This window comes from Streptomyces sp. NPDC048002, from assembly GCF_040653275.1.
Classification (GTDB): Bacteria; Actinomycetota; Actinomycetes; order Streptomycetales; family Streptomycetaceae; genus Streptomyces.
Map to the genome: position 1 here is coordinate 81,946 of NZ_JBEZNL010000010.1, position 25,782 is coordinate 107,727.

The following is a 25,782-nucleotide window of genomic DNA, read 5'->3' on the forward strand; positions in this document are numbered from 1 at the left end:
CGCCCGCCATGAGGGCCTTGGGGAACACGCGACGCAGGGGACGCACGTTTCGCACGACGGCCGCGGGGGTGGTCTGCGCGGCGGCGCTGGCCGCGCTGACGGCCGTGCCCGCGCGGGCGCACGAGCCCGCGCACTGGGAGCCGAAGGACACCGCGAGCCCGACCGTACGCTTCCGCGGGCTGGCCGCGGTCGACCGGGACACCGCGTGGCTGGCCGGCAGCGCCGGCACCGTGCTGCGCACCACCGACGGCGGCGCGAGCTGGCGGAACGTCTCCCCGCCCGGCGCCGGTGACCTCCAGTTCCGGGACGTGGAGGCCTTCGACGCGCGCCGGGCCGTGGTGCTCGCCATCGGTGAGGGCGAGGCGTCCCGGATCTACCGCACCGAGGACGGCGGCGCGACCTGGACGGAGACCTTCCGCAACACCGACGCGCGGGCCTTCTACGACTGCGTGGCCTTCTTCGACCGGCGCCACGGGCTGGCCATGAGCGACCCGGTGGACGGGAGGTTCCGCATCCTGTCGACCGCCGACGGCGGCCGCACCTGGACGGTCCTGCCCAGCGCGGGGATGCCCGCCGCGCTGGAGGGCGAGGCCGGGTTCGCGGCCAGTGGCCAGTGCCTGGTGACCGCCGGGTCCCGGGACGTCTGGCTGGCCACCGGCGGTGCCGCACGCGCGCGTGTCCTGCACTCCGCGGACCGCGGCCGCACCTGGACGGCCGCCGACAGCATGATCCCGGCCGGTGACCCGGCCCGCGGTGTCTTCGCCCTCGCCTTCCGGGACCGCGCGCACGGCCTCGCCGTGGGCGGCGACTACCGCCCCGACCAGAGCTCCCCGGACGCGGCGGCCCGCACCCGGGACGGCGGCGCCGGGTGGCGGCCCGCCGCCACCCCGGTGAGCGCCTACCGCTCCGGCGTCGCCTGGCTCCCGCACAGCCGCAGCGCGGCCCTGGCGGTCGGCCCCACCGGCACCGACCTGACCACCGACGGCGGCCGCACCTGGCGGACCGTGGACACCGGCTCGTACGACACCGTGGACTGCACCCCCGACCTGAGCTGCTGGGCGGCGGGGGAGAAGGGGCGCGTGGCCCGACTGGAGCGGTGAGGCCGGGCCGCCACGGCCGCGGGGCCCGTACGCTCGTGCGCATCATGACGACCGTACGCATCCCCGCGGGCTGGCCCGCGACCGAGGAAGAGGCCCGCGCCGTCCAGGACGAACTGCGCGGCCGGGTGGTCCTGGACGAGCCGGGACCACCGCCCGGCACCGGTCACGTGACCGGGGTCGACGTGGCCTACGACGACGGACTGGACGTCGTGGCCGCCGCCGCGGTCGTCCTGGACGCGGCCACCCTGGACGTCGTCGCGGAGGCGACCGCCGTCGGCCGGATCTCCTTCCCCTACGTGCCGGGCCTGCTCGCCTTCCGGGAGATCCCCACCGTCCTCGCCGCGCTCGACGCCCTGCCCTGCGCACCCGGCACGGTGGTCTGCGACGGCTACGGTCTCGCCCACCCCCGCCGCTTCGGCCTCGCCAGCCACCTGGGCGTCCTCACCGGGCTGCCCACCATCGGCGTGGCCAAGAACCCCTTCACCTTCGCCCACGAGGAGCCGGCCGCCGCCCGCGGTTCCTGGTCCCCGCTGCTCTCCGGCACCGAGGAGGTCGGCCGCGCCCTGCGTACCCGGACCTCCGTCAAGCCGGTCTTCGTCTCCGTGGGCCACCGTGTCACCCTCGCCGACGCCTGCGCCCACACCCTCGCCCTGACCCCGACCTACCGCCTCCCCGAAACCACCCGCAGAGCAGACACCCTGTGCCGCCAGGCCCTCCGCGAGGCGACCGCCGGGCACCGAGTACCCGACTGAGTACCCGTACGGATGTGCTCGTGCCGTCCGTCCGGGAGGCTCGGCGCATGGCCTCGCATCGTGCTCCGCAGTCGCTTGCCGATTCCGGTCGTCCCGTTGGGCGGGCCGTGGCCGTCGCGCTCGTGGCGGCCGTGCTCGCCGGGGTCGGGTGGATCTGCGGGATGGTGTGGGCCGTCGCGCGGTGGTCCCTGTAGGGGGCTAGCGTTCGGCGGCCAGTCGGAAGGCGATGCCCGCGCGGCGGAGCCGGGCGATCAGCGCGTCGCCCATGGCCGCCGCCGTCGTGACCTGGCCGGCGGTCGGCGGGAGGTCGTCGAAGGCCAGGCTGAGCGCCGACTCGGCGAGCATCTTCGCCGTCTCGTCGTAGCCCGGGTCGCCGCCCGAGACCTCGGTGAAGACCCGCCGGCCGCCACCCTCCCCGACGAACCGGACCGAGAACCAGCTCTTCGCGCGCTTCTCGGCGCTCGGGCCGTCCCCGGGCCTGAGCCGGTCCGACAGCCAGCGGCGGGCGGGCGGCAGCTGGGCGGCGGTGAACAGGGCGCCCGTGCCGAGGACACCGGCCACCGCGACGGGCAGGTGCCGCACGGCCGCGTAGTGCCGGTAGCGGAAGTCGGGGCCGTAGCGGTCCAGCGCCCTGGCGGAGCGGCGCACGATCTGCGGGTCGATCGTCGGCAGCGGGACGGCCCAGGCGCCGACCTCCCCGGCGAACCGGGGCGCGCCCGTGGGCGCCTGTGCCCGGCGGCCCACCAGACGTGGCTCGTGCCGGGCCCGGTCCCGGGCGGCGGCGATCATGTGCCGTCCCCGGGCGAACTGACCGAGCGCCGAGGCGAAGGTGCCGCCGGAGAACATCGCGTCCGCGGTCACGAACCCGTCCACGGTGAGCGGCACGCCCTCGGGCAGTTGCCGCACCGTGAAGTAGGCGCCCAGGTCGTGCGGTACGGAGTCGAAGCCCGCCGCGTGCACCAGCCGGGCGCCCGTCTCCCGCGCGCGTGCGTCGTGCCGGACGTACATCAGGTCCACGAACTCCGGCTCCCCGCTGATGTCGAGGTAGTCGGTGCCGTGCTCCGCGCACGCGGCGACGAGTTCCTCGCCGTGCAGCACATAGGGGCCCACCGTCGTGGCGACCACCCGTGCCCGCCGGGCGAGTTCACGCACCGAGGCGGGGTCGGCGACGTCCGCGCGCAGCACGCCGACGCCCTCCCCGCCGGGCAGTCTCCCGCGCAGCCGCTCCAGCTTCGCCTCGTCGCGCCCGGCGACGGCCCAGCGCAGCCCGTCGGGCGCGTGCGCCGCCAGGTACTCCGCGGTGAGCGCGCCGGCGAAGCCGGTGGCCCCGAAGAGCACGATGTCGTAGGGACGGTCCGTCCTGCTCAGCCTGCTCATGACACCTCTCGGTCCCGCACCACGCGCCGTTGTCGGTGGCCGAGGCTAGCGTGAGCCGTGCGGAGCCCGACCACCAACCTGGGAGGCAGCGGATGGCCGTGGACCGGAACGCCCTGAAGAAGTGGGAGAAAGTACGCCAGTTCGCCCTGGGCATGCCCGGCGCGACGGAGGAGTTCCCCTGGGGGGAGACCGTCGCGAAGGTCAACAAGAAGGTGTTCGTCTTCCTCGGCGTGGACGACGGCAGTCATCCGCTCGGCGTCACCGTGAAGCTCAAGGACGAGGCCGCCCACGCCCACGCGCTGACCTGCCCCGGCGCCGAGCCGGCGGGCTACGGCCTGGGCAGATCGGGCTGGGTCAGCGTGCCGCTGGAGCGGAAGGGCGCCCCGGCCGCCGAACTGCTGTGCGACTGGGTGGAGGAGAGCTACCGCACGATCGCGCCGAAGCGGCTGCTGGCCGAACTCGACGGGCGGTGACGCGTCCGGGAGCCCCCGGGCACTCCTCCGGTAAGGTCGACTAAGCGCTTGCTCGCTCAGGTCTTGTGCTCACTGGGACAACTTCCTAACATCCCTGGTGTTACATCAGTAGTGTCACACCGACTCTGGGGACCGGATGGCAAAGACGCCAGCACACGGCCCGCTCACCGGCGTACGCGTCGTGGAGCTGGCCGGCATCGGGCCCGGCCCGTTCGCCGCGATGCTCCTCGCCGACCTCGGTGCCGACGTCGTCCGCGTGGACCGCCCCGGCGGCCCCGGACTCGCGATCGACCCCGCGTTCGACGTCACCAACCGCAACAAGCGCTCGGTGGTCGTCGACCTGAAGGCGCCCGACGGCCCCGCCCGGGTCCTCGACCTCGTCGCCCGCGCCGACATCCTGATCGAGGGCTACCGCCCCGGCGTCGCCGAGCGGCTCGGCGTCGGCCCCGAAGCCTGCCGGGCCCGCAACGCCCGGCTGGTCTACGGCCGGATGACCGGCTGGGGCCAGGACGGCCCGCTCGCCCCGCGCGCCGGACACGACATCGGCTACATCGCCGTCACCGGCGCCCTCGGCATGATCGGCGCCCCGGGCGAACCCCCGCCCGCCCCCGCCAACCTGCTCGGCGACTACGCGGGCGGCTCCCTCTACCTCGTCGTCGGCGTCCTCGCCGCCCTGCACCACGCCCGCGCGACCGGCACCGGCCAGACCGTCGACGCCGCCATCGTCGACGGCACCGCCCACCTCTCCGCGATGATCCACGGCATGCTCGCCGCCGGCGGCTGGCAGGACCGCCGAGGCGCCAACCTCCTCGACGGCGGCTGCCCCTACTACGGCACCTACGAGACCGCCGACGGCGCGTACATGGCGGTCGGCGCCCTCGAACCGCGGTTCTACGAGGAGTTCCTGCACCTGCTCGGCATCGAGGGCCACACCGACACCCGCCGGGACTTCACCCGCTGGGGCGAGCTGCGCGAGGCGGTCGCCGCCCGCTTCCTGACCCGTACCCGCGACGAGTGGACGGCCGTCTTCGAGGGCTCCGACGCCTGCGTCGCCCCCGTCCTCACCCTGCGCGAGGCGCCCGGCCACCCGCACCTGGCCGCCCGGGGCACCTTCACCGACCACGACGGCATCACCCAGCCCGCCCCCGCGCCCCGCTTCTCCGCCACCCCCACCGCCGTCCGCACCGGGCCCGCGCTGCCCGGCGCCGACACCGCGGACGTGGCCCGCGACTGGGACGTACCCGAACTGACGAAGGGCCTCGAATGAAGCGCCGGATCCTCTCCGACGAGCACGACGCCTTCCGGGAGACCGTGCGCGGCTTCCTCGCCAAGGAGGTGCTGCCCCACTACGAGCAGTGGGAGAAGGACGGCGTCGTCTCCCGGGACGCCTGGCTCGCGGCGGGCCGGCAGGGCCTGCTCGGCCTCGCGGTCCCCGAGGAGTACGGGGGCGGCGGCACCCCGGACTTCCGCCACAGCGCCGTCCTCGCCGAGGAGTTCACCCGCGCCGGCACCCCCGGGCTGGCCCTCGGACTGCACAACGACATCATCGGCCCGTACCTCACCGGCCTGGGCACCGAGGAGCAGAAGCGCCGCTGGCTGCCCGGCTTCTGCGACGGTTCGCTGATCACCGCCATCGCCATGACCGAGCCCGGCGCGGGCAGCGACCTCCAGGGCATCAGGACCCGGGCCGAGGACCGCGGCGACCACTGGCTGCTCAACGGCTCCAAGACCTTCATCTCCAACGGCATCCTCGCCGACCTGGTGATCGTGGTGGCCCGGACCACCCCGGAGGGCGGCGCGCACGGACTGTCCCTGCTGGTCGTGGAGCGCGGCGCGGAGGGCTTCGAGCGCGGCCGCAACCTCGACAAGATCGGCCAGAAGGCCCAGGACACCGCCGAGTTGTTCTTCCGCGACGTGAAGGTCCCCAAGGAGAACCTCCTGGGCGAACTCAACGGCGCCTTCGTCCACCTGATGACCAACCTCGCCCAGGAGCGGCTGAGCATCGCGGTCGCGGCCATAGCGGGCGCCGAGCACCTGCTGGAGATCACCACCCGGTACGTCAAGGAACGCGAGGCGTTCGGGCGGCCGTTGGCCACCAAGCAGCACATCCGGTTCGAGATCGCGGAGATGGCCACCGAGTGCGCCGTCACCCGCACCTTCCTCGACCGCTGCGTGGAGGAGCACGCGGACGGCGGACTCGACGCCGTGGACGCCTCCATGGCCAAGTGGTGGGCCACCGAACTGCAGAAGCGCGTCGCCGACCGCTGCCTCCAACTGCACGGAGGCTACGGCTACATGAGCGAGTACCCCGTGGCCCGGGCCTTCACCGACGGCCGCATCCAGACCATCTACGGCGGGACGACCGAGATCATGAAGGAGATCATCGGCCGCTCCCTCCTGGGCTGACCCTCACCGAAAGGCTTCCCTGTGAGCACCGAAGCGTACGTGTACGACGCGATCCGCACCCCGCGCGGACGCGGCAAGGCGAACGGCGCCCTGCACGGCACCAAGCCCATCGACCTGGTCGTCGGACTCATCCACGAACTCCGCGACCGGTTCCCCGGCCTGGACCCCGCCTCGATCGACGACATCGTGCTCGGCGTCGTCGGGCCGGTCGGCGACCAGGGCTCGGACATCGCCCGGATCGCCGCCGTCGCCGCCGGGCTCCCGGACACCGTCGCCGGTGTGCAGGAGAACCGCTTCTGTGCGTCCGGTCTGGAAGCGGTCAACATGGCCGCCATGAAGGTCCGTTCGGGCTGGGAGGACCTCGTCCTCGCGGGTGGCGTGGAGTCCATGTCCCGGGTGCCGATGGCCTCCGACGGCGGCGCCTGGTTCAACGACCCGATGACCAACCTCGCGACCAACTTCGTGCCCCAGGGCATCGGCGCCGACCTGATCGCCACGATCGAGGGCTTCTCCCGGCGCGACGTCGACGAGTACGCGGAGCTGTCGCAGGAGCGCGCGGCCGAGGCGTGGAAGGACGGCCGGTTCGAGAGGTCCGTGGTGCCCGTCCGGGACCGCGGCGGCCTGGTGGTCCTCGACCACGACGAGTACATGCGCCCCGGCACCACCGCGGACTCCCTGGCCAAGCTCAAGCCGTCCTTCGCCGACATCGGCGAACTGGGCGGATTCGACGCCGTGGCGCTCCAGAAGTACCACTGGGTCGAGAAGATCGACCACGTCCACCACGCGGGCAACTCCTCCGGCATCGTCGACGGCGCGGCGCTGGTCGCCATCGGCTCCAAGGAGGCCGGCGAGCGGGGCGGCCTCACGCCCCGCGCGCGGATCGTCTCCGCGGCCGTCTCCGGCTCCGAGCCGACCATCATGCTCACCGGTCCCGCCCCCGCCACCCGCAAGGCGCTCGCCAAGGCCGGACTGACCATCGACGACATCGACCTCGTCGAGATCAACGAGGCGTTCGCGGCGGTCGTCCTGCGCTTCGTGAAGGACATGGGCCTGTCGCTGGACAAGGTCAACGTCAACGGCGGCGCCATCGCGCTGGGCCACCCGCTCGGCGCCACCGGCGCGATGATCCTCGGCACGCTCGTCGACGAATTGGAGCGCCAGGACAAGCGGTACGGCCTCGCCACCCTCTGCGTCGGCGGCGGCATGGGCATCGCCACGATCGTCGAACGCATCTGAACAGCCCAGCGGACACCACCGACTTCTACGGAGATCCCCTCATGACCACGACCATCCGCTGGGAACAGGACCGCACCGGCGTCGTCACCCTCGTCATCGACGACCCCAGCCAGTCCGCCAACACGATGAACCAGGCGTTCCGCGACTCCCTCGCCGCGGTCACCGACCGCCTGGAGGCCGAGAAGGACACCGTCCGCGGTGTCATCATCACCTCCGCCAAGAAGACCTTCTTCGCCGGCGGCGACCTGCGCGACCTCATCCGGGTCACCCCCGACACCGCCCAGCAGCTCTTCGACGGCGGGATGGCGATCAAGCGGAACCTGCGCCGCATCGAGACCCTCGGCAAGCCCGTGGTCGCCGCGCTGAACGGCGCCGCGCTCGGCGGCGGTTACGAGATCGCCCTGGCCTGCCACCACCGCGTCGCCCTCGACGCGCCCGGTTCCAAGATCGGCTGCCCCGAGGTCACCCTCGGCCTGCTCCCCGGCGGAGGCGGCGTCGTCCGCACGGTCCGCATGCTCGGCATCGCCGACGCCCTGCTGAAGGTCCTCCTCCAGGGCACCCAGTACACCCCGCGGCGCGCCCTGGACAACGGCCTCGTCGACGACGTCGCCGCCACCCACGAGGAGATGCTCGCCAAGGCGCGGGCCTTCATCGAGGCCAACCCCGAGTCCCAGCAGCCTTGGGACCGCCCCGGACACCGCATCCCCGGCGGCACCCCCGCCCACCCCAAGTTCGCGGCCAACCTCCCCGCCTTCCCGGCCAACCTGCGCAAGCAGACGGGCGGCGCCCCCTACCCGGCGCCGCGCAACATCCTCGCCGCGGCGGTCGAGGGCGCCCAGGTCGACTTCGAGACCGCGCAGGTCATCGAGGCGCGCTACTTCGTCGAACTGGCCGCCGGACAGACCTCGAAGAACATGATCCAGGCGTTCTTCTTCGACCTCCAGGCCGTCAACTCCGGCGCCAACCGCCCCCGGGGGATCGAGTCGCGCCCGGTCCGGAGGGTCGCCGTCCTCGGCGCCGGGATGATGGGCGCCGGCATCGCCTACTCGTGCGCCCGTGCCGGCATTGACGTGGTCCTCAAGGACGTCACCGCCGAAGCCGCGGCCAAGGGCAAGGCCTACTCCGAGCAGCTGTGCGCCAAGGCCGTGAGCCGGGGCCGCACCACCCAGGAGAAGGCGGACGCGCTGCTCGCCCGGATCACACCCACGGCCGACCCGCAGGACGTGGCCGGCTGCGACGCGGTCATCGAGGCCGTCTTCGAGAACCCGGAGCTGAAGCACAAGGTCTTCCAGGAGATCCAGCACCTCGTGGAGCCGGACGCGCTGCTGTGCTCCAACACCTCCACGCTGCCGATCACCGCGCTCGCCGAAGGCGTCGAACGCCAGGCCGACTTCATCGGACTGCACTTCTTCTCGCCGGTCGACAAGATGCCCCTGGTGGAGATCATCAAGGGCGAGCGCACCGGCGACGAGGCCCTCGCCCGCGCCTTCGACCTGGTCCGCCAGATCAAGAAGACCCCGATCGTCGTCAACGACTCCCGCGGCTTCTTCACCTCCCGCGTCATCGGCCACTTCATCAACGAGGGCGTGTCGATGGTCGGCGAGGGCGTGGAGCCCGCGTCCGTGGAGCAGGCCGCCGCCCAGGCCGGCTACCCGGCGAAGGTCCTGTCCCTGATGGACGAGCTGACGCTCACCCTCCCGCGCAAGATCCGCAACGAGTCGAAGCGGGCCGTGGAGGAAGCCGGCGGCACCTGGGACACCCACCCCGCGGAGGCCGTCATCGACCGCATGGTCGACGAGTTCGACCGGCCGGGCCGCAGCGGGGGAGCGGGCTTCTACGACTACGACGAGAGCGGCAGGCGGGCCGGGCTCTGGCCGGGCCTGCGCGAGCACTTCACCCGCGAGGACGCGGAGATCCCCTTCCGCGACATGCAGGAGCGGATGCTCTTCGCCGAGGCGCTGGACACCGTCCGGCTCCTGGAGGAGGGCGTGCTGACCTCGGTGGCCGACGCCAACATCGGCTCGATCTTCGGCATCGGCTTCCCCGGCTGGACGGGCGGCGTGCTCCAGTACGTCAACGGTTACGAGGGCGGCCTGCCGGGCTTCGTGGCCCGCGCCCGGGAACTCGCCGAACGCTACGGCGACCGCTTCACGCCGCCGGCCCTGCTGGTGGAGAAGGCGGACCGGGGGGAGACGTTCCGGGACGCCTGACGCGACGGGGACCGGGGCGGGCGGAAGAACGGGCCGGCGGACCGCCCCGGGAACCGCGCTCTCGGAACCGGGGAAGGGGGCGTACCGCTGAGCGATACGGGCGGCTTGCCGCCCGCCCCACCGCCCCGCAGGCTGACCGGCGAACCGCTCACCGGTCCGTCCCCGCCTCCGAGGAGTCCCGTATGGGAACCCGTCCCGCCCTCGCCCTTCTGGAGATCCTCCGAGGCGAGGGCGTGGACCGCGTCTTCGGCAACCCCGGCACCACGGAACTGCCCTTCCTGGCCGCCCTGTCGGCCGCCCCGGAACCCCCCGAGTACGTCCTCGGCGTCCACGAGGGCACCGTCGTCGCCATGGCCGACGGCTACGCCCGCGGCACCCGCCGCCCCGCCTTCGTCAGCCTGCACATCGCCGCGGGCCTCGCCAACGGTCTCATCGGCCTGCTCAACGTTCGTTGCTCCCGCACGGCGGTTTCGAGCAGGTCCGGGCACGACAGGCGGTGGCCCGCACCCAGGAGCCGTCCGACCTGGTGTCAACGCTGCTGTACGTCGTGGACGAGGGCAGCGGCTTCCTCACCGGTCACACCCTGAACGTCTCAGGCTGGTCAGTCCACCTCAGAGACCTTCACCCATTCCCGCAGCTCCTCCTTGAGCGACCGCTGGAAGGTAGTCAACAGGGCCTGCACGACCAGCGGTTGCATGTCGGCGGAGAGGGACTTCACGTCGTGCGCGGCCCGTTCGGACACCTCGCCGCGGAACAGCAGCGACAACTCCCGCGCGGCGGCCCGCGAATGCTCGATCAGCACCTCGCGCGCGGCCAGGATCGCCTCCTGCGACAGCGGCATGTCGAGCAGCCGCACCCCGAGCCGCAGCACCCCGACGTCCACCCGGTACACCTCGCCGTCCGCCGCGATCATGCCCATCGCGGCCAGCCGGGCCAGGTCGTCGCCGGTCAGCCCCCGCCCCGCCCGCCGCTCCAGCTCGGCCCGGTCCACCGTCTCGACCGCGTCCGGGGTCCAGGACGCCACCACGGCCCGGTGGATGGCCAGGTCCTCCGGACCCAGCCCGGCCGGCAGCCGCTGCATGTACCGCTCGATCGCCGCCAGCGTCATCCCCTGCTGCTGAAGCTCCTCGATCAGCGCGAGCCGCGCCAGGTGGTCCCGCCCGTAGTGCCCGACCCGCCGCGGACCGATCACCGGCGGCGGCAACAGGCCCTTGGTCCCGTAGAACCGCACGGTACGAACCGTGACGCCCGCCCGCGCGGCCAGTTCGTCGATGGTGAGGGTCGGGCCCTCGGCGTCGGTCGTCATATGCAGCAGTATCACTGTCCCACCACCACTGCGAAACCCACGCACCCCCTTCAGGGCCGCGACGAACAGCGCGTTGAGGGACGCGAGGAACTGTGCGACCGGCCACGACGCACCCGCACGGCCCCCTCGACCGCCAGAGGCAACCCAGGGGCGCGGGGCACTGCGCGACCGGCCACGACTCACCCGCACCCGACCCACGCCTCCCCGCACCCCCGGCGGAGCGCTCAGTGCGCGTGCACGCCGTTCGTCGCCGCGATCTTCACCCACGACTCCGGCCGCACCGGCACGCCCGCGTCCCGCGCGACGGACGCGGTCCTCGCCGCGGCTGACCCCGGCTTCGACGGCTGGTACAGCCACGTGTCGAAGAGCGCCCCAACGGCTGCCCCGAGACCTCCTCCGCATAGGACCGGAAGTCGGCCACGGACGCGTTGCCGTAGGCGTGCTCCTGCGTCCAGCCCTTCAGGATCGCGAAGAAGTCCTCGTCGCCGATCTCGTTGCGCAGCGCCTGGATCGCCAGCGCGCCCCGGTCGTAGACGGCGATGTGGAACTGGTCGACTGACCTCGGCCCGCCCGCGCCAGGAAAGGGCGGGCGGGCCGAGGCGTTTCTCAGACTGCCCAGCTGTTCGTGGGCTCGTCGAGCCACACCCGCTGGGCGCCCTCGACCGTGGCCGTCAACCCGAACCGCTCGTGCCCGGGCCGCTCCTGCTCGTGCCACCACTGCAGCGCGGCCGCCACCTCGTCCCACAGGCGGCGCGGGCCGGACTGCCAGACGTGCGCCTGCTCCTTCCCCTCGCGGAACATGACGCACGACCAACTGCTGTCGGACAGGCTGTAGAACCAGACCGGCCGTGCCCCGTCGCGCCGCTCGGCGGCACGGTGGTGGCAGTCGCGCACCCGCAGACCCACCGCGAACCGACACGCGGCGAACTGGTCCCCGCCGAGGAGGTCGGCCTCGGTGACATCGGTCGTGCTGCGGTCGGCGTCGCCCAGGCCCTCTGGCGCGTAGGCGTGGTGCCCGGCGAACTCCAGCCGCTGCTCGCGCAACTTCATGAACTCCGCCGGCCGCCGGAACCGCCCGGACGCGGTGGCCCCGTCGGCGGCTACCTCCAGGCGCACGATGGCGTCCTGGTGCCCGTAGTGCGTGCCCCAGGGGGCGACGATCAGGCCGCCGGGGACGGTCTGGTCGATCCACGCGGGCGGGATCCTTCGAACGCCGGCGGTGGCGATGATCCGGTCATACGGTCCCCCGCTTGGGTCGCCCTCGGCGCCGTCCCGGGTGAGCACGACGATCGGCAGGTCTGCACGGGCGAGGCGGGCCCGTGCCTCGGCCGCGACGACCGGATCCACCTCAATGCTGACCACCGAGTCCTTCCCGAGGCGGTGGGCGAGGAGGGCCGCGTTCCAGCCTGTCCCCGTGCCGATCTCCAGCACGCGGTGCCCGGGCATCACCGCCAGGTCGTCGAGCATGCGGAACACCACGCTCGGCATGCTCGCCGACGACGTCGCCGTACCGCCCGGTTCGTCCGACGTTCCGTCGTCCCACTGGGTCACGATCGGCACGTCCGAGTCCGCGTACCCGGCCCATGCCGCGGGGTCCTCGCGGCGGTCCACGGTGGCGGAGTTGCCGGTAACCATCTCGTAGGGCCAGATCACCTCGGGCAGGAACTGCGCCCGGGGCACGGCCGCGAAGCTGGGCGCCCAGTCGGACGCCAACGCCTTGCGCTCCAGGAGAGAGCGGCCCAGGGCGGACCGCTCCTCCGACATCTCGTCGACTGGCATGTCAGCCGGTGACCCTCGGGCCACCGTCGGGGGACGGGGGCTCCTCCGGGCCGGGCCACGGCTCACCGGGCAGACCGTCGCCGTCCCCGCCACCGCCGGCCATCCGCATCATGTCCATGTGGGTCTCCTTGTCGATTCGTTCATCTTCATCGCCACCCACTCGTGTGGGAAGGCGATCGGCCCCGTGCCGCCGCAACTTCAGGTTGGGCGGTACGGCCGTTTCAGTGGACGCGCACGGTGTTGGCACACCGCGCGTGGATCCGGCCCGGGGTGATCGCGCCCCCGGAGGCGCTGTCCTGGCTGTAGGGCTGGCTGTCCTCGCCGTCGCGGATGGGCTGGTCGCAGGCGAGGCACGCACGGACGCCGGTGAGCGCGTCGTAGTGGTCGCACAGTGCCAGCAGGGACCGGCCGAGTCTGCGGGCGTACGCCGCGGGGTCGCCGGGCAGCAGCCCGGGCCTGGCGCCCAGTTTCCCGCGGGCCTCGCGGACACAGACGAGAGCCACGAGCCGCGGCACGTCATCGGGGGGCTGCTGCCTGGCTGCCTGCTCGACTGCCGGAATGAGGCGCTGCATGTGCCCTCGCAGTGTCGCGGTGATCTCCGCCAGCGTGGCCGGATCGGCAGGGGTCGTATCCGGCGGGAGCACCGCCGACACGGTCTTCCGCGCGGCGGAGACGTCAACCCGCTGTGTCGTCCGCTCGGCGGTCGGGGGCGGGTCGCCCGGTCGGGTCGTCTTGGGCACGAGGGAGTCCACGGCCGCGCCTTCCCTATACGCTCGGTGGCTAGCTGACTACCTCAACGGTAGGAAGCGGCGATCGCGGCCTGAAGTGACCGCGAGTACGGGTAAGCACGTGGTAGCGCGCGGGGGTTGGTGGGTTCATGCCGTCGAGACCGAGCGAAACCCCGACTGGCAGTCGGGGTTCGGCGCGTCCCCGGATCGGGGTCATCAGCGGGTACGTGTTCCGGGTCATCCGAGAGCAACTCGGCTACACCCAGGAGGAAGCCGCGGCCCAGCTCAGGCTGTCCCCGGACACGGTCGCCGGGTGGGAGTCCGGGCGGCGGCCGCTCACGGCGATCCCTGTCGGGCAGATGCTCGTACTGCGCCACCGCCTCATGCAGATGGGCACCGCGCCAACGCTCCTGCAGGCCCTCGAACGCGGGATGGAAGCGGATGTCCTCCTGGCCAGCGCCCTGGACGACGAGATGCCCGTCGATGAGAGCCCCCTCGGGGCCTGGGTCATGCAGCGCGACCTGGTCGCCGTACTGGCCTGGCCGCTCAACGGCATCCCGCCTCAGCCCGTGCGCGAGGCACCTGCCCCGCCGCGGCCGCGTCGCGGCCCGGTGCCGTCGGCACCCGAACTCGCTGCTGGCGACCGGCGCCGGTTCTTCGACCGCATGCGGCAGACCGCCGAACGGGCCCGCCGTGCGGACCAGTTCCTCTTGCGGCGTCAGGCCCTGTACCTGTCGGGCTACGACGACGAGGCGGACACCGCCGAGTGGCTCGCGCACCAGCAGGGCACGGAACGGCCTAGCAGCTGGCTCATCGACTGGCTGAACGCGCGCTCCGTAGCGGCCGTCGCGGCCCGGCACGGGGACCGGGACCGCATGGGCCACTTCATCGACACGGAGCTTGTCGGGGACGACAACGGCGAGTCGGCGAACCTGCGCTACTGGGCGTACTGGGTGGGCGAGGCCACGAACCTGGAGCTGTCGGATGACTTCATCGCCTCGTCGTCGCCGATGCCGTGGCCTGGTGACAAGCTGCTCCTGCACCTGGCGCAGGGGCTCGCGCCGCACCACGGCTACGTGGACCTGAACATCCACTCGTTATGGTCTCTGCTCGCCATCCGCCCGAACCTGCTCACGTCCGGAGCTGCTAGCCGGGCCCTGCACGATCGGCTGCCGATCATGTTGGATAGCCGTGGGCTGTCAGCTCGCGGCCGCCGCGAGCTGGAGAGCATCGCATACGCAATCCGCCTCGCCGAGGCGTGAGAGGAGACCGACGGTGGCCGACGAGTTGGCCCAGGTGGCGCGGTTCCTGTTCGAAGCGGGAACGCTGAAGCAGTCGAAGCGGACCGGCTGGTGGATGGCCGGCGTACGCGACCCGGAGAGCGTTGCCGAGCACGCATGGCGAACCTCGCTGATCGCCTCCGTGATCGCCAAGTTGGAAGGTGCCGATCCGGCGCGCGCGGCGTTCCTCGCGGTGTGGCACGACTCGCAGGAGACACGTACCGGCGACCTGAACCACCTCGCCAAGCGATACGCAGACGAACCCGATCCGCAGGCCGTGACCGCCGACCAGGTCGCAGGCTGGCCAGAAGTCCTGGCATCAACAGTCCGGGACCTGGTGGCAGAGTACGAGGGCCGGGAATCCGCCGAGGCGATCTGCGCCCGCGATGCGGACAAGCTGGAGTGCATGCTGCAGGGCATCGAGTACAAGGCCCAGGGCTACGAACTGGCGCAGCGCTGGATCGACAACAGCCGCGGCCGCCTTGTCACCAAGACGGCCATCGCGCTCGCGGACCAACTCCTCGCGTCGGATCCACTCGACTGGCTACGCAGTAGCCTCGGCGAAATTCACTGAGTCCAGACACACGAAAGCGGCCCGCCCTCCCGGAGGAGAGCGGGCCGCAGTCATCGTGTGAACAGTGCAACAGCGCCCGTGGCCGCTCCCGCGACACCCGCGAGAGCGGCAATGGTGGGAAGCGGCCAGCGTGACCGCTCGATCGCGTCCAGGCGCTGTTCGTGGTCGTCGAGTCTCCGGTCCGTCTGGTCACCACGCTGCGACAGAAGATCGAGCTTGCCGTCAACCCGCGCGAAACCAGTCTCAACCGTCCCCCGGAGGGCGCTCCAGATCGACAGCTACGGAGGTCTCGGGGACCGTCACGAGCGACTCGCGCGGACCAGCGCGCCCACGTCGTGTGCCAGCAGTACGGAGGCCGCCGCGAGCGCGCCGGGCGCGAAGAATCTGCGGTGCACGAAAGCTCCAAGTCGTTGGGGACCGAAGTCTGTTCGGACCCTATTCACTCCCTGTGTCACCGCAGGTGTCCACCGCCGCGCCTGTCACACGATCGCCATTCGGCCGCCACGAGTCACCCCGCCCCGCCCCTCCCACCGGCCCCTCACGCGTCCGGTTGCCCTCTTCTGCACGGGAGTTGACCGATGTACCGTCCCGCGCATGCCGATACGCATGCGCTTCACGATCTGGAGACCGCTCGCGACGGCGGCCGCGGCCGCCCTGATGGCCACCCTTCTCACCCCCGCGACCGCCCAGGCGGGCCCACGCACGAGTGAGCCCCGCTACTCCTACGACGACGCCATCCGCGAAGCCGTATGGGTGGACACCGGACTCGACGGCGACGGCGACGGACGCGCCGACCGGGTCGCCGTGGACATCGTCCGCCCGCGCGAAACCGCCCGCCAGGGCCGCAAGGTGCCCGTCATCATGGACGCCAGCCCCTACTACGCCTGCTGCGGGCGGGGCAACGAGAGCCAGCGCAAGACGTACGACGCCGACGGCGAAGTCGTCCAGATGCCGCTGTTCTACGACAACTACTTCGTGCCCCGCGGCTACGCGTTCGTCGGCGTCGACCTCGCCGGCACCAACCGCTCCGACGGCTGCGTCGACGTCGGCGGACGCTCCGACGTCCAGTCCGCGAAGGCGGTCGTGGACTGGCTGAACGGACGCGCCAAGGCGTACACCACGCGCACCGGCATCACCCGCGCCAAGGCCACCGGCTGGACCAACGGCCGGACCGGCATGATCGGCAAGAGCTACGACGGCACGATCGCCAACGGCGTCGCCGCGACCGGCGTCGAGGGCCTGGAGACGATCGTCCCCATCGGCGCGATCTCCTCCTGGTACGACTACTACTTCGCCCAGGGCGCCCCGCTCTACGACTCCGGCCCCGAATGGCTGTCGAACTACGTCGAGAGCCCCGAGGCCCGCGCCCGCTGCGCCGCCGTCCAGCAGAAGCTCGTCGACGGCGCCCCGCGCAGCGGCGACTGGACACCCCTGTGGAGCGAGCGCAACCATGTGCCGGACGCCGACCGCGTCGAGGCCAGCGTCTTCGTCATCCACGGCATGCAGGACCTCAACGTCCGCGCCAAGCACTTCGGCCAGTGGTGGGACGCGCTCGCCCGCAACGGCGTGGACCGCAAGATCTGGCTCACCCAGGCCGGTCACGTCGACCCCTTCGACTTCCGGCGCGCCGCATGGGTGAAGACCCTGCACCGCTGGTTCGACCACGAACTCCTCGGTTACGACAACGGCATCGACGACGAACCGATGGCCGACATCGAACGCGGCCCCGAGCAGTGGGAGACCTCGAAGGTGTGGCCGCCCCGCGGCACCGAAACCGCGACCCTGCGCCCCGCCGAGGGGGCCGAGGAGGGCGTCGGCCGCCTCGGCCAGGCCCGCGGCACCGGCACCGAGACCTTCACCGACGACCCGGCGCTCGACGAGACCGACTGGGCCGCCCACATCGACCGGGCCACCCCCGCCAAGGCCGGCTTCACGACCGGCCCGCTCACCCGTGACCTGCGGCTGTCCGGCACCTCCGCGGTCACCGTCACCGCCACCCCGACCACCGGGACGGCCCACCTCTCGGCCGTCCTGGTGGACCTGGGCCCGGACACCATCCGGGACTACGCCGCCGCGGGCGAGGGCATCATCACCCTCACCGAGCGCACCTGCTGGGGCGCGAGCACCGCGGGCGACAGCGCCTGCTTCAAGGAGACCGCCGCCCGGACCACCGACGTCGACTTCACGGTCGTCAGCCGCGGCTGGGCCGATCTCGGCCACCACGGCTCCGGCCGCGAGGGAACCCCGCTCACCCCGGGCACGCCGTACACCGTCACCCTCCACCTGGCCGCCACCGACCACGTCGTCCCGGCCGGTCACCGGCTCGCGCTGATCGTCGCGGGCACCGACCGGGACCTCATCGAACCGCCGTCCACCCGGCCCACCCTGACCCTCGACCTGGCCCGGACCTCGGCCCGGCTGCCGCTGGTCGGCGGCGCCGAGGCGTTCCGCCGGGCGACCTCGGGCACGGCCGCGGTGCCGGGCGGGGCCGTCCTGGACGGCGTGTCCGAGCCGCGCACCGCCCAGCGAGTCCCGGAGGCATCGTGAAGTCCCGTATCGCCGCGCTGATCGCGGCCGCCCTGACCGCCCCCCTGCTCTCCCTCCCGGCGCACGCGGCGGACACCCCGCCCCGCACCGGGTTCGAGGAGTCCGGCGGCGCCCGCTGGACCGCGCAGCCCGAGGAACAGGACTTCCTCGCCGCCGTCGACCGGGGCAGCGACCGTGTGTCGGTGAGCCGGATCGGCACCACCGCACAGGGCCGCCCGCTCCAGCTGGTGCGGATCGGCACCCGCCCCACCACCCGAACCGTGCTGCTGGTGTGCAGTCAGCACGGCGACGAGCCGTCCGGCCGCGAGGCGTGCCTGACCACCGTCCGCGACCTGGCCTTCGGCCGGGACGCGCGCACCCGCGAACTGCTCGCCACCACCACCGTGCTGGTCGTGCCCACCGCCAACCCCGACGGCCGGGCCGCGAACACCCGGGGCAACAGCGACGGCGTCGACATCAACCGCGACCACCTCGCCCTGCGCACCGCCGAGGGCCGGGCGCTGGCCGCCGTGATCCGCGACCGCCGGCCGGACGTGGTCTACGACCTGCACGAGTACGGCGGGACGCCCCCGTACTACGACAAGGACCTGTTCGACCTCTGGCCGCGCAACCTCAACACCGCCCCGGCCGTGCACGCCGAGGCCCGCTCGCTCTCCCTGGACCACGTGCGTCCCGCGGCCGAGGCCGAGGGGTACACCACCGGCACGTACGGCATCTGGACCGATCCCGTCACCGGCGAGCCGATCCGGCAGGTCGCCGGGGACGGGCAGGAGCGCATCCTGCGGAACATGTCCGGAATCAAGCACACCGTCGGCCTGCTGATCGAGAGCCGTGTCGAACCCCTGTCCGAAGTGCCGGAACAGGTCAACAACCTGCGCCGGGTGAACTCCCAACTCACCGCACTGCAGGGCCTGTTCGCCTTCGCCGACGAGCGCGGGGCGAAGGTCGACCGCGCCACCTCGGCGGCCCGGCTGGCCGGCCTGCGCGACACCGGGCCGGTCTACCTCGGCGGCGCCGACAACGACCCGCCCGAACCCGCCGAGGTGCTCCAGGACCCGCCCTGCGGCTACCGCCTGACGGACGAACAGTACGCCGAGGTCAAGGACGAACTGGCGCTGCACGGAGTGCGGACGCACGGCACCTACGTCCCGCTGCGGCAGTCCCTGCGCGCCCTCGTCCCGCTGCTCCTCGACGAGCGGGCGCCGTACCGCCTCACGGTCGCGGAGCCCGACACCGACTGCTGAAACGGCTCGGAAGGGCGGCACCTGTGGTAGGCCGTAGGAACCCGCGAAACGGGGCAAACCTACGGCTTTCCATGGAAGGTGCCGCAGTTGACGGACGACCTGAAGAAGAGGGGTGGCCGGGAAGGCCCCTCGGACGTTCCCGGCCACCGGCCGCCGGACCGGGTGGTGTTCGGCGTGACCGCCGCCATCACCGTGGCCTTCGTGATCTGGGGCTCGACGGCGACCGACTCGCTGGAGAGCGTCTCGACGAGGATGCTCGACGGACTGATCCACAACGGTGGTTGGGCCTTCATGCTGGCCGCGTCCTGCTTCGTCGTCTTCGCCCTGTGGCTCGCGATCAGCCGCTACGGCCGCATCCACCTCGGCGCCGAGGGCGAGAAGCCGGAGTTCCGCACGGTGTCCTGGATCGCGATGATGTTCAGCGCCGGCATGGGCATCGGCCTGATGTTCTACGGGGTGAGCGAGCCCCTCGCGCACTACACCACCCCGCCACCGGGCACCGACCCGGCCGACTCCGGTGAGGCCATGGAGACGGCCATGGCGACCACCCTGTTCCACTGGACGCTGCACCCCTGGGCGATCTACGCGGTGGTCGGCCTCGCCATCGCCTACAGCACCTTCCGCAAGCGCCGCCGCCAGACCGTCAGCGCGGTTTTCACCCCGCTCATCGGCGAGCGGCAGGCCAACGGCGGCGCGGGCCGGGTGATCGACATCCTCGCCATCATCGCCACCGTCTTCGGCTCGGCGGCCTCCCTCGGCCTCGGCGCGCTCCAGATCGGCTCCGGGTTCCAGGAGCTGGACTGGATGGACGACGTCAGCGACGGACTGCTGGTCGCCATCATCGCCGTCCTGACCCTGGCCTTCGTCGCCTCCGCCGTCTCCGGGGTCGAGCGGGGCATCCAGTGGCTGTCCAACATCAACATGGTGCTCGCGCTGGTGCTCGCGGTGTTCGTGTTCGTCGCGGGCCCCACGATCATCGTGCTGGACCTGCTGCCCACCTCGATCTTCGCCTACCTCGGCGACCTGCCCCAGCTGGCCGGCCGCACCGAGGCCGGCGGCGGCGAGGGCGTCGCCGACTGGCTCGGCAGCTGGACCGTCTTCTACTGGGCCTGGTGGATCTCCTGGACGCCCTTCGTCGGCATGTTCATCGCCCGGATCAGCCGCGGCCGCACCATCCGGCAGTTCGTCGGCGGGGTCATCCTGGTGCCCAGCACGGTCAGCCTCGTCTGGTTCGCGGTCTTCGGCGGCTCGGCCATGAAGCTGAGGGAAGGCGGCGGGTTGGCCGGCGAGGACACTCCGGAAGGACAACTCTTCGGCCTGCTGCAGGAGTTTCCCATCACCACGGCCACCAGCCTGCTGGTGATGATCCTGGTCGGCATCTTCTTCGTCTCCGGCGCCGACGCGGCCTCCATCGTGATGGGCACGCTGTCCGAGAAGGGCTCGCTCGAACCCGGCCGGCTCGTCGTGGTGTTCTGGGGCGTGGTGACCGGCGCGGTCGCCGCCATCATGCTGCTGGTCGGCAGCGAGCAGGGCGATGCCCTGACCGGCCTGCAGAACCTCACCATCCTCGCCGCGGCGCCCTTCGTCCTGGTGATGATCGGCATGTGCGCCGCACTCATGCGCGATCTGCGCCAGGACCCGGTCATCGTGCGCGGTGAGATGGGAAGCGAGGCGGTCGAACTCGCGGTGATCGAGGGCCACCGCAGGTACGACGGCGATTTCGAGATCAAGGTCGGCCCCGGCCCGGGCACCGGAACGGAGGGCGACCCGCTCGGCCACGAGCACTCCTGAGGGCTCAGGAGGCGAGGGCGGCCGCCTCCTGAGCGCAGCCCCAGGCCACCGTCACACCGGCGCCGCCATGACCGTAGTTGTGCACCAGCACCCGCCCGTCCGGCAGGAGTTCGCGCTCCAGCCGGACCGCGTCCCGCACCGGCCGCAACCCCACCCGGTGCTCCAGCACCCGCGCCCCGGCGATCTCGGGCCGCACCTCGGCGCAGCGCCGCACGATCGCATCGGCCACCTTCGGGTCCGGCTCCAGCGACCAGGCGCCGTCCTCCGCCGTCCCGCCCAGCAGCAGCCGGCCCGGCTGCGGAAAGAAGTACGCCATCTCCCCTGAGGCGTCACTGGAGGTGAGCCAGGTGTCGATGCCCGGGTTCTCGACGACCACGAGCTGTCCGCGCACGGGCCGCAGCGCCGGATCGGGCACCAGCGTGCGGGCGCCGAGCCCGGTGCAGTTGACCACCACCGGTGCCCCGGCCTCGGTGAGCGAGGACACCGTACGGGTCTCGATCGAGCCGCCCGCGGCGCGGAATCGTTCCCGCAGCCAGGGCAGATGGGCCGGCATGTCGATCAGCGGCAGCCGGGCCCACAGCCCCGTCCCGCCGGACTCCTCCGCCGTGGCACGCCGGAGGCCCGGCACCCGCCCGGCCGTCCAGGAGTCCGCCCCGTCCAGGTCCCCCTCGCCCAGTACGCCTTCGACCATCCGTACGCCGGTGGCCTCGGGGCGGTCCGCCAGTTCCGCGTAGACCTCCAGGGAGCGCAGCGCCCAGTCCCGCGCCAGCGCGATCGGTTCGATCTTGTACGGCCACCACAGCGCGCCCGCGACCGCCGAGGTGGTCCGCTCGACGGGGTCGCGCGTCCACACCCGTACCCGGCGGCCGCGTTCGGCCAGCAGCACCGCCGTGGTCAGGCCGATGACCCCGCCGCCGACCACGATGACTTCGTCGTTCCGCCCGATCTCCACCCGTGGACGGTAGCGGAATATGTCATGCCGTGCTCACATCGGTCCCGCGCTGGGGATACTCACAGCATGTCTGCCGAGTACGCGACCTTCGGCCTGGCACCGGCGATCCGCGCCGGTGGCGTCCTCGCCAACGGTGACTACCAGGCGCACCGGGACTTCGTGGACTTCATCGTCGACGGACGCCCGCTGCTGTTCCAGCTCTCCGACCTCGACGCCGTCTCCCCCCTGGCCTCCGACGTACCGCCCGCGATCTTCACCGCCCAGGTCCGCAGCCTGCTGCTGGAGGCGGACGCGCCCCTTCCGGGCGGGCGTTACGTCATCTACGGCTGCCCCGACTGCGAGAACCTCGCCTGCGGGGCGGTCACCGCCGCCATCGAACCCGACGGCGACGACGTCGTCTGGCGTGACTTCGCCTGGCAGACCGAGGAACGAGCCGACCTCCAGCTCAACGGCTACCACGGCATAGGCCCCTTCCGCTTCCGGGGCGGCGAGTACCGGGCGGCACTGGCCGCCCTGCTCGACCGGGACCCCGACGCCTCCCGGCGCCGGGTCCTGCTGATCGGCGCCCGCGTCGCCGTGCTGGCCAAGCTCGCCGCCGCCCTGCGCACCATCGGCATCGGCGCCGACATCACCCGCGACGCCGAGGGCGTCCCCGCGGACGAACTGCGCGCCTACGGCGCCGTCGCCTTCGGCCGCGCGGTCGGCGAGGGGGAACGGGCCGCCGTACGCCGGGCCTTCGACCGCGCCGGCGTCGAGGTGGCCTATGTCGACGGCCTGGCCCCGATCGTCCCGCTCCTGGTCGCCCAGATCGAACACGCCCTGGACCGCAGCCCGGTCCAGCAGCGCAGGCTGACCCGGCTGGTCGCGGCCGACGGCGAGGCGGGGGTGGAGGTCACCTCGCCCTGCCGGGTCCGGCTGACCGCGTACCGCCTGGACCGCCTCTACCGCACCCACGCCCACGAGGTCTTCGACGGCGTCCTGGAGGCCGGCCGGCACCGCATCGCCCTCGACGCCAAGGCGGTGCGGGGCGAGTCCTTCGTGGTGGCCCGGACCTCGGGCCACGTGCTGGTGGAGGCGATGGCCGGATGAGAGGAGGAAGGCCGGCGCACCCGGCCGACTAGGATCGGGGCCTGATGACTGCCACCCTCGTCGTGAAGAACCTCGCCGCCGGACACGGCGACCGCTCCCTGTTCAGCGGGCTCGACCTCGTCGTCGCGCCCGGGGACGTGATCGGCCTCGTCGGTGCCAACGGCGCCGGGAAGTCCACCCTGCTCCGGCTGCTCGCGGGGCTGCTCGCGCCGGAGGAGGGCGAGCTGCGGCTCTCCCCGCCCGGCGCGACCGTCGGCCATCTGCCGCAGGAGCCGGAACGCAGGCCCGACGAGACCGTCCGCGCGTTCCTCGCCCGGCGCACCGGTGTCGCCGAGGCCCAGCGCGCCATGGACGAGGCCACCCAGGCCCTGGTCGACGGGGCCCCCGGCGCGGACGACGCCTACGCGAACAGTCTGGAGCGCTGGCTGGACCTCGGCGGCGCGGACCTCGACGAACGCGCCGAGGAAGTCGCCGACGGCCTCGGCCTCGCCGTCGACCTCGACCAGCCCATGACCTCCCTCTCGGGCGGCCAGGCGGCCCGCGCGGGCCTCGCCTCGCTGCTCCTGTCCCGCTACGACGTCTTCCTCCTCGACGAGCCCACCAACGACCTCGACCTGGACGGCCTGGAACGCCTGGAGCGCTTCGTCACCGGCCTGCGCGCCGGCACCGTGGTGGTCAGCCACGACCGCGAGTTCCTCACCCGCACCGTCACCAAGGTCCTCGAACTCGACCTCGCCCAGCAGCGGATCAACCTCTACGGCGGCGGCTACGAGTCCTACCTGGAGGAGCGCGACGTCGCCCGCCGGCACGCGCGCGAGGACTACGAGGAGTACGCCGACAAGCGGGCCGCCCTCCAGGACCGGGCCCAGACCCAGCGCTCCTGGATGGACAAGGGAGTGAAGAACGCGCGCCGCAAGGCGGGCAACGACAACGACAAGATCGGCCGCAAGTTCCGCAGCGAGGCCAGCGAGAAGCAGGCCGCCAAGGCCCGCCAGACCCAGCGCATGATCGAGCGCCTGGAGGTCGTCGAGGAGCCGCGCAAGGAGTGGGACCTGCGCATGGAGATCGCCTCCGCCCCGCGCTCCGGAGCGGTGGTGGCGACCTTGCGCGAGGCCGAGGTGCGCCGGGGCGGCTTCACCCTCGGCCCGGTCTCGCTCCAGATCGACTGGGCCGACCGGATCGCCGTCACCGGCGCCAACGGCGCGGGCAAGTCGACCCTGCTGGGCGCCCTGCTGGGCCGGGTCCCCCTCACCTCGGGACAGTCGGCGCTCGGCTCCGGCGTCCTGATCGGCGAGGTCGACCAGGCTCGCAAGCTCTTCCACGGCGAGGAGGCCCTGCTGGACGCCTTCTGCGCGGCGGTCCCCGACACCGAGCCGGTCGAGGTACGCACCCTGCTGGCCAAGTTCGGCCTGAAGTCGGACCACGTCCTGCGCCCGGCGGCCACCCTCTCACCCGGCGAGCGCACCCGGGCCGCCCTGGCCCTGCTCCAGGGCCGGGGCGTCAACCTCCTCGTCCTCGACGAGCCGACGAACCACCTCGACCTCCCCGCCATCGAGCAACTGGAGTCCGCGCTCGACGCCTACGAGGGCACGCTGCTGCTGGTGACCCACGACCGGCGCATGCTGGACGCGGTCCGCGTGAACCGCCGCCTGGAGGTCGGCGACGGCAAGGTCACCGAACGCTAGCCCTTGCCCTTGAGGAGGGCGCAGGCGAAGTCCTCCTGGACGGCGCGCAGTTGCCGCAGGAGATCCGGCTTGAGCGTCTGGTTGATCTGGGTCGTGGTGGAGAAGGTCAGGGACTTCTTCCCGTCCGGGGTCGCCGCGACGAGCTGGGTGTAGCCGGGGGTGTTGCCGGTGTGGCCGAGGAGCACACCGCAGCGGGTGGTGTACCGGAAGAGGGCGAGGCCCGCCTTGTTGCTCCCCGGCCCGGCGGGTTCGGACGCGCCGTCGATCCAGGCGCGCTGCTCCCGGACGACGTCGCGGCCGAAGAGCTTGCCGCCGGCGTAGCCGCGGACGAAGCGGGTCATGTCGGCGGGCGTGGAGACGATGCCGCCCGAGGCCCAGACCCCGGACATGCTGATCAGCTCGCTGACGTCCTCGGTCGGGTCGGGCGGGGAGACGTCGTAGCCGTGCAGGAACGGCCTCGGCATGCGGTAGCCCTGCGGCAGGCTGGTGTCGCGCAGGCCGAGCGGCACGTACACCAGCTTCCGCAGCAGCCGCTCGTACCGGGTGCCGGTGGCGGCCTCGGCCATCAGGGCGACGGCGATGTTGTCGGAGTTGGAGTACCGGTAGCGGCTGCCCGGCGGGAAGTTCAGGGGGCGGTCGGCGACGAAGTCGAGCAGCTTGCGGGAGTCGAAGCGGTGCCGGGGATCCGCGAACAGGATCTCCAGGAAAGCGGGCGACTCCGAGTAGTCGGGCAGGCCGCTGGTGTGGTTCAGCAGCTGACGCAGGGTCACGGCGCCCCAGGCGTCCGGCAGGTCCGGGAGGCGCTCGCCGAGGGTGTCGTCCAGGCTCAGGTCGCCGCGGTCGACGAGGGACAGCGCCACCGCGCCGCTGAACGCCTTGGCGGCGCTGGCGATCCGCATGTGGTCGTTCGGCCGGGGCTCGCGCCCGGTGTCGAGATCGGCCACCCCGGCCCGTACGACCCGGGTCCGGTGGCCGTCCTTGAGCACGGCGATCACCCCGGGTGGACCGCCCGGACTGCGGACCAGTTCCGCCAGCCGGCGCTTGAGGGCGGAGTCGGCGTCCGGCCGGGGGTGCGTGGCGGCGCCCGCGACGGCGGGGGACAGGCTGGTCAGGCAGAGGGCTACGAGCGGGACCGTTCCCAGGCGGGGACGGCGGGACGCACGGCGGATCGGCATGGGCACTCCCGGGAGGCGCGAGGCTGGTCGCCGTCCAGCCTCGCCCGCCGGCCTGCCACGGGCCGCTCGTGTTGCTGC

The 25,782-nt window shown here is 72.6% G+C and carries 21 protein-coding genes and 2 pseudogenes; 15 read left to right on the top strand and 8 right to left on the bottom strand.

Annotation, left to right across the window (positions count from 1 at the left end):
- Window positions 1-86 precede the first annotated feature (86 nt).
- Both AB0E07_RS15655 and AB0E07_RS15660 read left to right on the top strand, forming a co-directional pair.
- Entirely contained in the window at window positions 87-1,100 is a 1,014-nt protein-coding gene (locus AB0E07_RS15655; RefSeq protein ID WP_362251389.1) for an oxidoreductase, read from the top strand.
- Window positions 1,101-1,144: 44 nt separating this feature from the next.
- Window positions 1,145-1,852 carry an endonuclease V gene (locus AB0E07_RS15660; protein WP_362251004.1) on the top strand — a complete coding sequence of 236 codons (708 nt, stop codon included), beginning with the start codon at window positions 1,145-1,147 and terminating at the stop codon, window positions 1,850-1,852.
- Between the two features lie 198 nt (window positions 1,853-2,050).
- On the opposite strand, the gene AB0E07_RS15665 is transcribed toward AB0E07_RS15660, so the two are convergent.
- The gene (locus tag AB0E07_RS15665; protein ID WP_362251007.1) at window positions 2,051-3,229 is read right to left on the bottom strand and encodes a saccharopine dehydrogenase NADP-binding domain-containing protein; all 1,179 of its coding nucleotides are present in this window, start codon (window positions 3,227-3,229) and stop codon (window positions 2,051-2,053) included.
- Between the two features lie 92 nt (window positions 3,230-3,321).
- On the opposite strand from AB0E07_RS15665, the gene AB0E07_RS15670 reads away from it, so the two are divergent.
- From AB0E07_RS15670 to AB0E07_RS15695, 6 genes are all read left to right on the top strand, one after another.
- Window positions 3,322-3,702 (top strand): MmcQ/YjbR family DNA-binding protein, encoded by a 381-nt coding sequence (locus tag AB0E07_RS15670; RefSeq protein ID WP_362251010.1) that lies wholly within the window; start codon window positions 3,322-3,324, stop codon window positions 3,700-3,702.
- Window positions 3,703-3,838: 136 nt separating this feature from the next.
- Window positions 3,839-4,969, top strand: a complete 1,131-nt coding sequence (locus tag AB0E07_RS15675; protein WP_362251013.1) for a CaiB/BaiF CoA-transferase family protein — start codon at window positions 3,839-3,841, stop codon at window positions 4,967-4,969.
- Window positions 4,966-6,108 carry an acyl-CoA dehydrogenase family protein gene (locus AB0E07_RS15680; protein ID WP_362251016.1) on the top strand — a complete coding sequence of 381 codons (1,143 nt, stop codon included), beginning with the start codon at window positions 4,966-4,968 and terminating at the stop codon, window positions 6,106-6,108. Before AB0E07_RS15675 ends, AB0E07_RS15680 begins: the two co-directional genes overlap by 4 nt.
- A gap of 21 nt (window positions 6,109-6,129) precedes the next feature.
- Window positions 6,130-7,344, top strand: coding sequence for an acetyl-CoA C-acetyltransferase (locus tag AB0E07_RS15685; protein ID WP_362251018.1), 1,215 nt, complete (start codon window positions 6,130-6,132; stop codon window positions 7,342-7,344).
- A gap of 41 nt (window positions 7,345-7,385) precedes the next feature.
- Window positions 7,386-9,554 (top strand): 3-hydroxyacyl-CoA dehydrogenase NAD-binding domain-containing protein, encoded by a 2,169-nt coding sequence (locus AB0E07_RS15690; RefSeq protein WP_362251021.1) that lies wholly within the window; start codon window positions 7,386-7,388, stop codon window positions 9,552-9,554.
- Window positions 9,555-9,736: 182 nt separating this feature from the next.
- Complete coding sequence (locus AB0E07_RS15695) at window positions 9,737-10,141, top strand: thiamine pyrophosphate-binding protein (protein ID WP_362251024.1); 405 nt, start codon at window positions 9,737-9,739, stop codon at window positions 10,139-10,141.
- A 14-nt stretch (window positions 10,142-10,155) separates the two neighbouring features.
- Here the strand turns inward: AB0E07_RS15695 and AB0E07_RS15700 are convergent, their stop codons facing one another.
- The 4 genes and pseudogenes from AB0E07_RS15700 to AB0E07_RS15715 all read right to left on the bottom strand — a co-directional run bounded on the left by AB0E07_RS15700 (window position 10,156) and on the right by AB0E07_RS15715 (window position 13,391).
- Window positions 10,156-10,860 (bottom strand): MerR family transcriptional regulator, encoded by a 705-nt coding sequence (locus AB0E07_RS15700; protein ID WP_362251028.1) that lies wholly within the window; start codon window positions 10,858-10,860, stop codon window positions 10,156-10,158.
- 224 nt (window positions 10,861-11,084) lie between these two features.
- Window positions 11,085-11,413: pseudogene (locus AB0E07_RS15705) on the bottom strand (M1 family aminopeptidase); the annotation flags it as partial.
- A gap of 53 nt (window positions 11,414-11,466) precedes the next feature.
- On the bottom strand, window positions 11,467-12,639 hold the full coding sequence (locus AB0E07_RS15710) for a methyltransferase domain-containing protein (protein WP_362251031.1): 1,173 nt from the start codon (window positions 12,637-12,639) through the stop codon (window positions 11,467-11,469).
- A gap of 221 nt (window positions 12,640-12,860) precedes the next feature.
- Complete coding sequence (locus tag AB0E07_RS15715; RefSeq protein WP_362251034.1) at window positions 12,861-13,391, bottom strand: DUF6415 family natural product biosynthesis protein; 531 nt, start codon at window positions 13,389-13,391, stop codon at window positions 12,861-12,863.
- Between the two features lie 125 nt (window positions 13,392-13,516).
- Between AB0E07_RS15715 and AB0E07_RS15720 the strand changes: the two genes are divergently transcribed.
- Both AB0E07_RS15720 and AB0E07_RS15725 read left to right on the top strand, forming a co-directional pair.
- A complete protein-coding gene (locus AB0E07_RS15720) occupies window positions 13,517-14,629 on the top strand; it encodes a helix-turn-helix transcriptional regulator (protein ID WP_362251037.1) in 1,113 nt (370 codons plus the stop codon).
- 13 nt (window positions 14,630-14,642) lie between these two features.
- On the top strand, window positions 14,643-15,221 hold the full coding sequence (locus AB0E07_RS15725) for an HD domain-containing protein (protein ID WP_362251040.1): 579 nt from the start codon (window positions 14,643-14,645) through the stop codon (window positions 15,219-15,221).
- A 50-nt stretch (window positions 15,222-15,271) separates the two neighbouring features.
- On the opposite strand, the pseudogene AB0E07_RS15730 reads toward AB0E07_RS15725, so the two are convergent.
- Window positions 15,272-15,524: pseudogene (locus tag AB0E07_RS15730) on the bottom strand (hypothetical protein).
- A gap of 291 nt (window positions 15,525-15,815) precedes the next feature.
- Between AB0E07_RS15730 and AB0E07_RS15735 the strand changes: the two are divergent.
- From AB0E07_RS15735 to AB0E07_RS15745, 3 genes are all read left to right on the top strand, one after another.
- On the top strand, window positions 15,816-17,768 hold the full coding sequence (locus tag AB0E07_RS15735; RefSeq protein ID WP_362251043.1) for a Xaa-Pro dipeptidyl-peptidase: 1,953 nt from the start codon (window positions 15,816-15,818) through the stop codon (window positions 17,766-17,768).
- Entirely contained in the window at window positions 17,765-19,012 is a 1,248-nt protein-coding gene (locus AB0E07_RS15740) for a M14 family metallocarboxypeptidase (RefSeq protein ID WP_362251046.1), read from the top strand. The genes AB0E07_RS15735 and AB0E07_RS15740 overlap by 4 nt, the downstream gene beginning before the upstream one ends.
- Before the next feature lie 87 nt (window positions 19,013-19,099).
- Complete coding sequence (locus AB0E07_RS15745) at window positions 19,100-20,803, top strand: BCCT family transporter (protein ID WP_362251049.1); 1,704 nt, start codon at window positions 19,100-19,102, stop codon at window positions 20,801-20,803.
- A gap of 4 nt (window positions 20,804-20,807) precedes the next feature.
- On the opposite strand, the gene AB0E07_RS15750 is transcribed toward AB0E07_RS15745, so the two are convergent.
- Window positions 20,808-21,755 carry an FAD-dependent oxidoreductase gene (locus tag AB0E07_RS15750; protein ID WP_362251052.1) on the bottom strand — a complete coding sequence of 316 codons (948 nt, stop codon included), beginning with the start codon at window positions 21,753-21,755 and terminating at the stop codon, window positions 20,808-20,810.
- Between the two features lie 66 nt (window positions 21,756-21,821).
- Between AB0E07_RS15750 and AB0E07_RS15755 the strand changes: the two genes are divergently transcribed.
- Window positions 21,822-22,844 (top strand): oxidoreductase, encoded by a 1,023-nt coding sequence (locus tag AB0E07_RS15755; protein WP_362251055.1) that lies wholly within the window; start codon window positions 21,822-21,824, stop codon window positions 22,842-22,844.
- Window positions 22,845-22,888: 44 nt separating this feature from the next.
- Window positions 22,889-24,529 (top strand): ABC-F family ATP-binding cassette domain-containing protein, encoded by a 1,641-nt coding sequence (locus tag AB0E07_RS15760; protein ID WP_362251058.1) that lies wholly within the window; start codon window positions 22,889-22,891, stop codon window positions 24,527-24,529.
- Here the strand turns inward: AB0E07_RS15760 and AB0E07_RS15765 are convergent.
- On the bottom strand, window positions 24,526-25,704 hold the full coding sequence (locus AB0E07_RS15765) for a serine hydrolase domain-containing protein (RefSeq protein WP_362251061.1): 1,179 nt from the start codon (window positions 25,702-25,704) through the stop codon (window positions 24,526-24,528). The genes AB0E07_RS15760 and AB0E07_RS15765 overlap by 4 nt on opposite strands.
- Window positions 25,705-25,782: the final 78 nt, after the last annotated feature.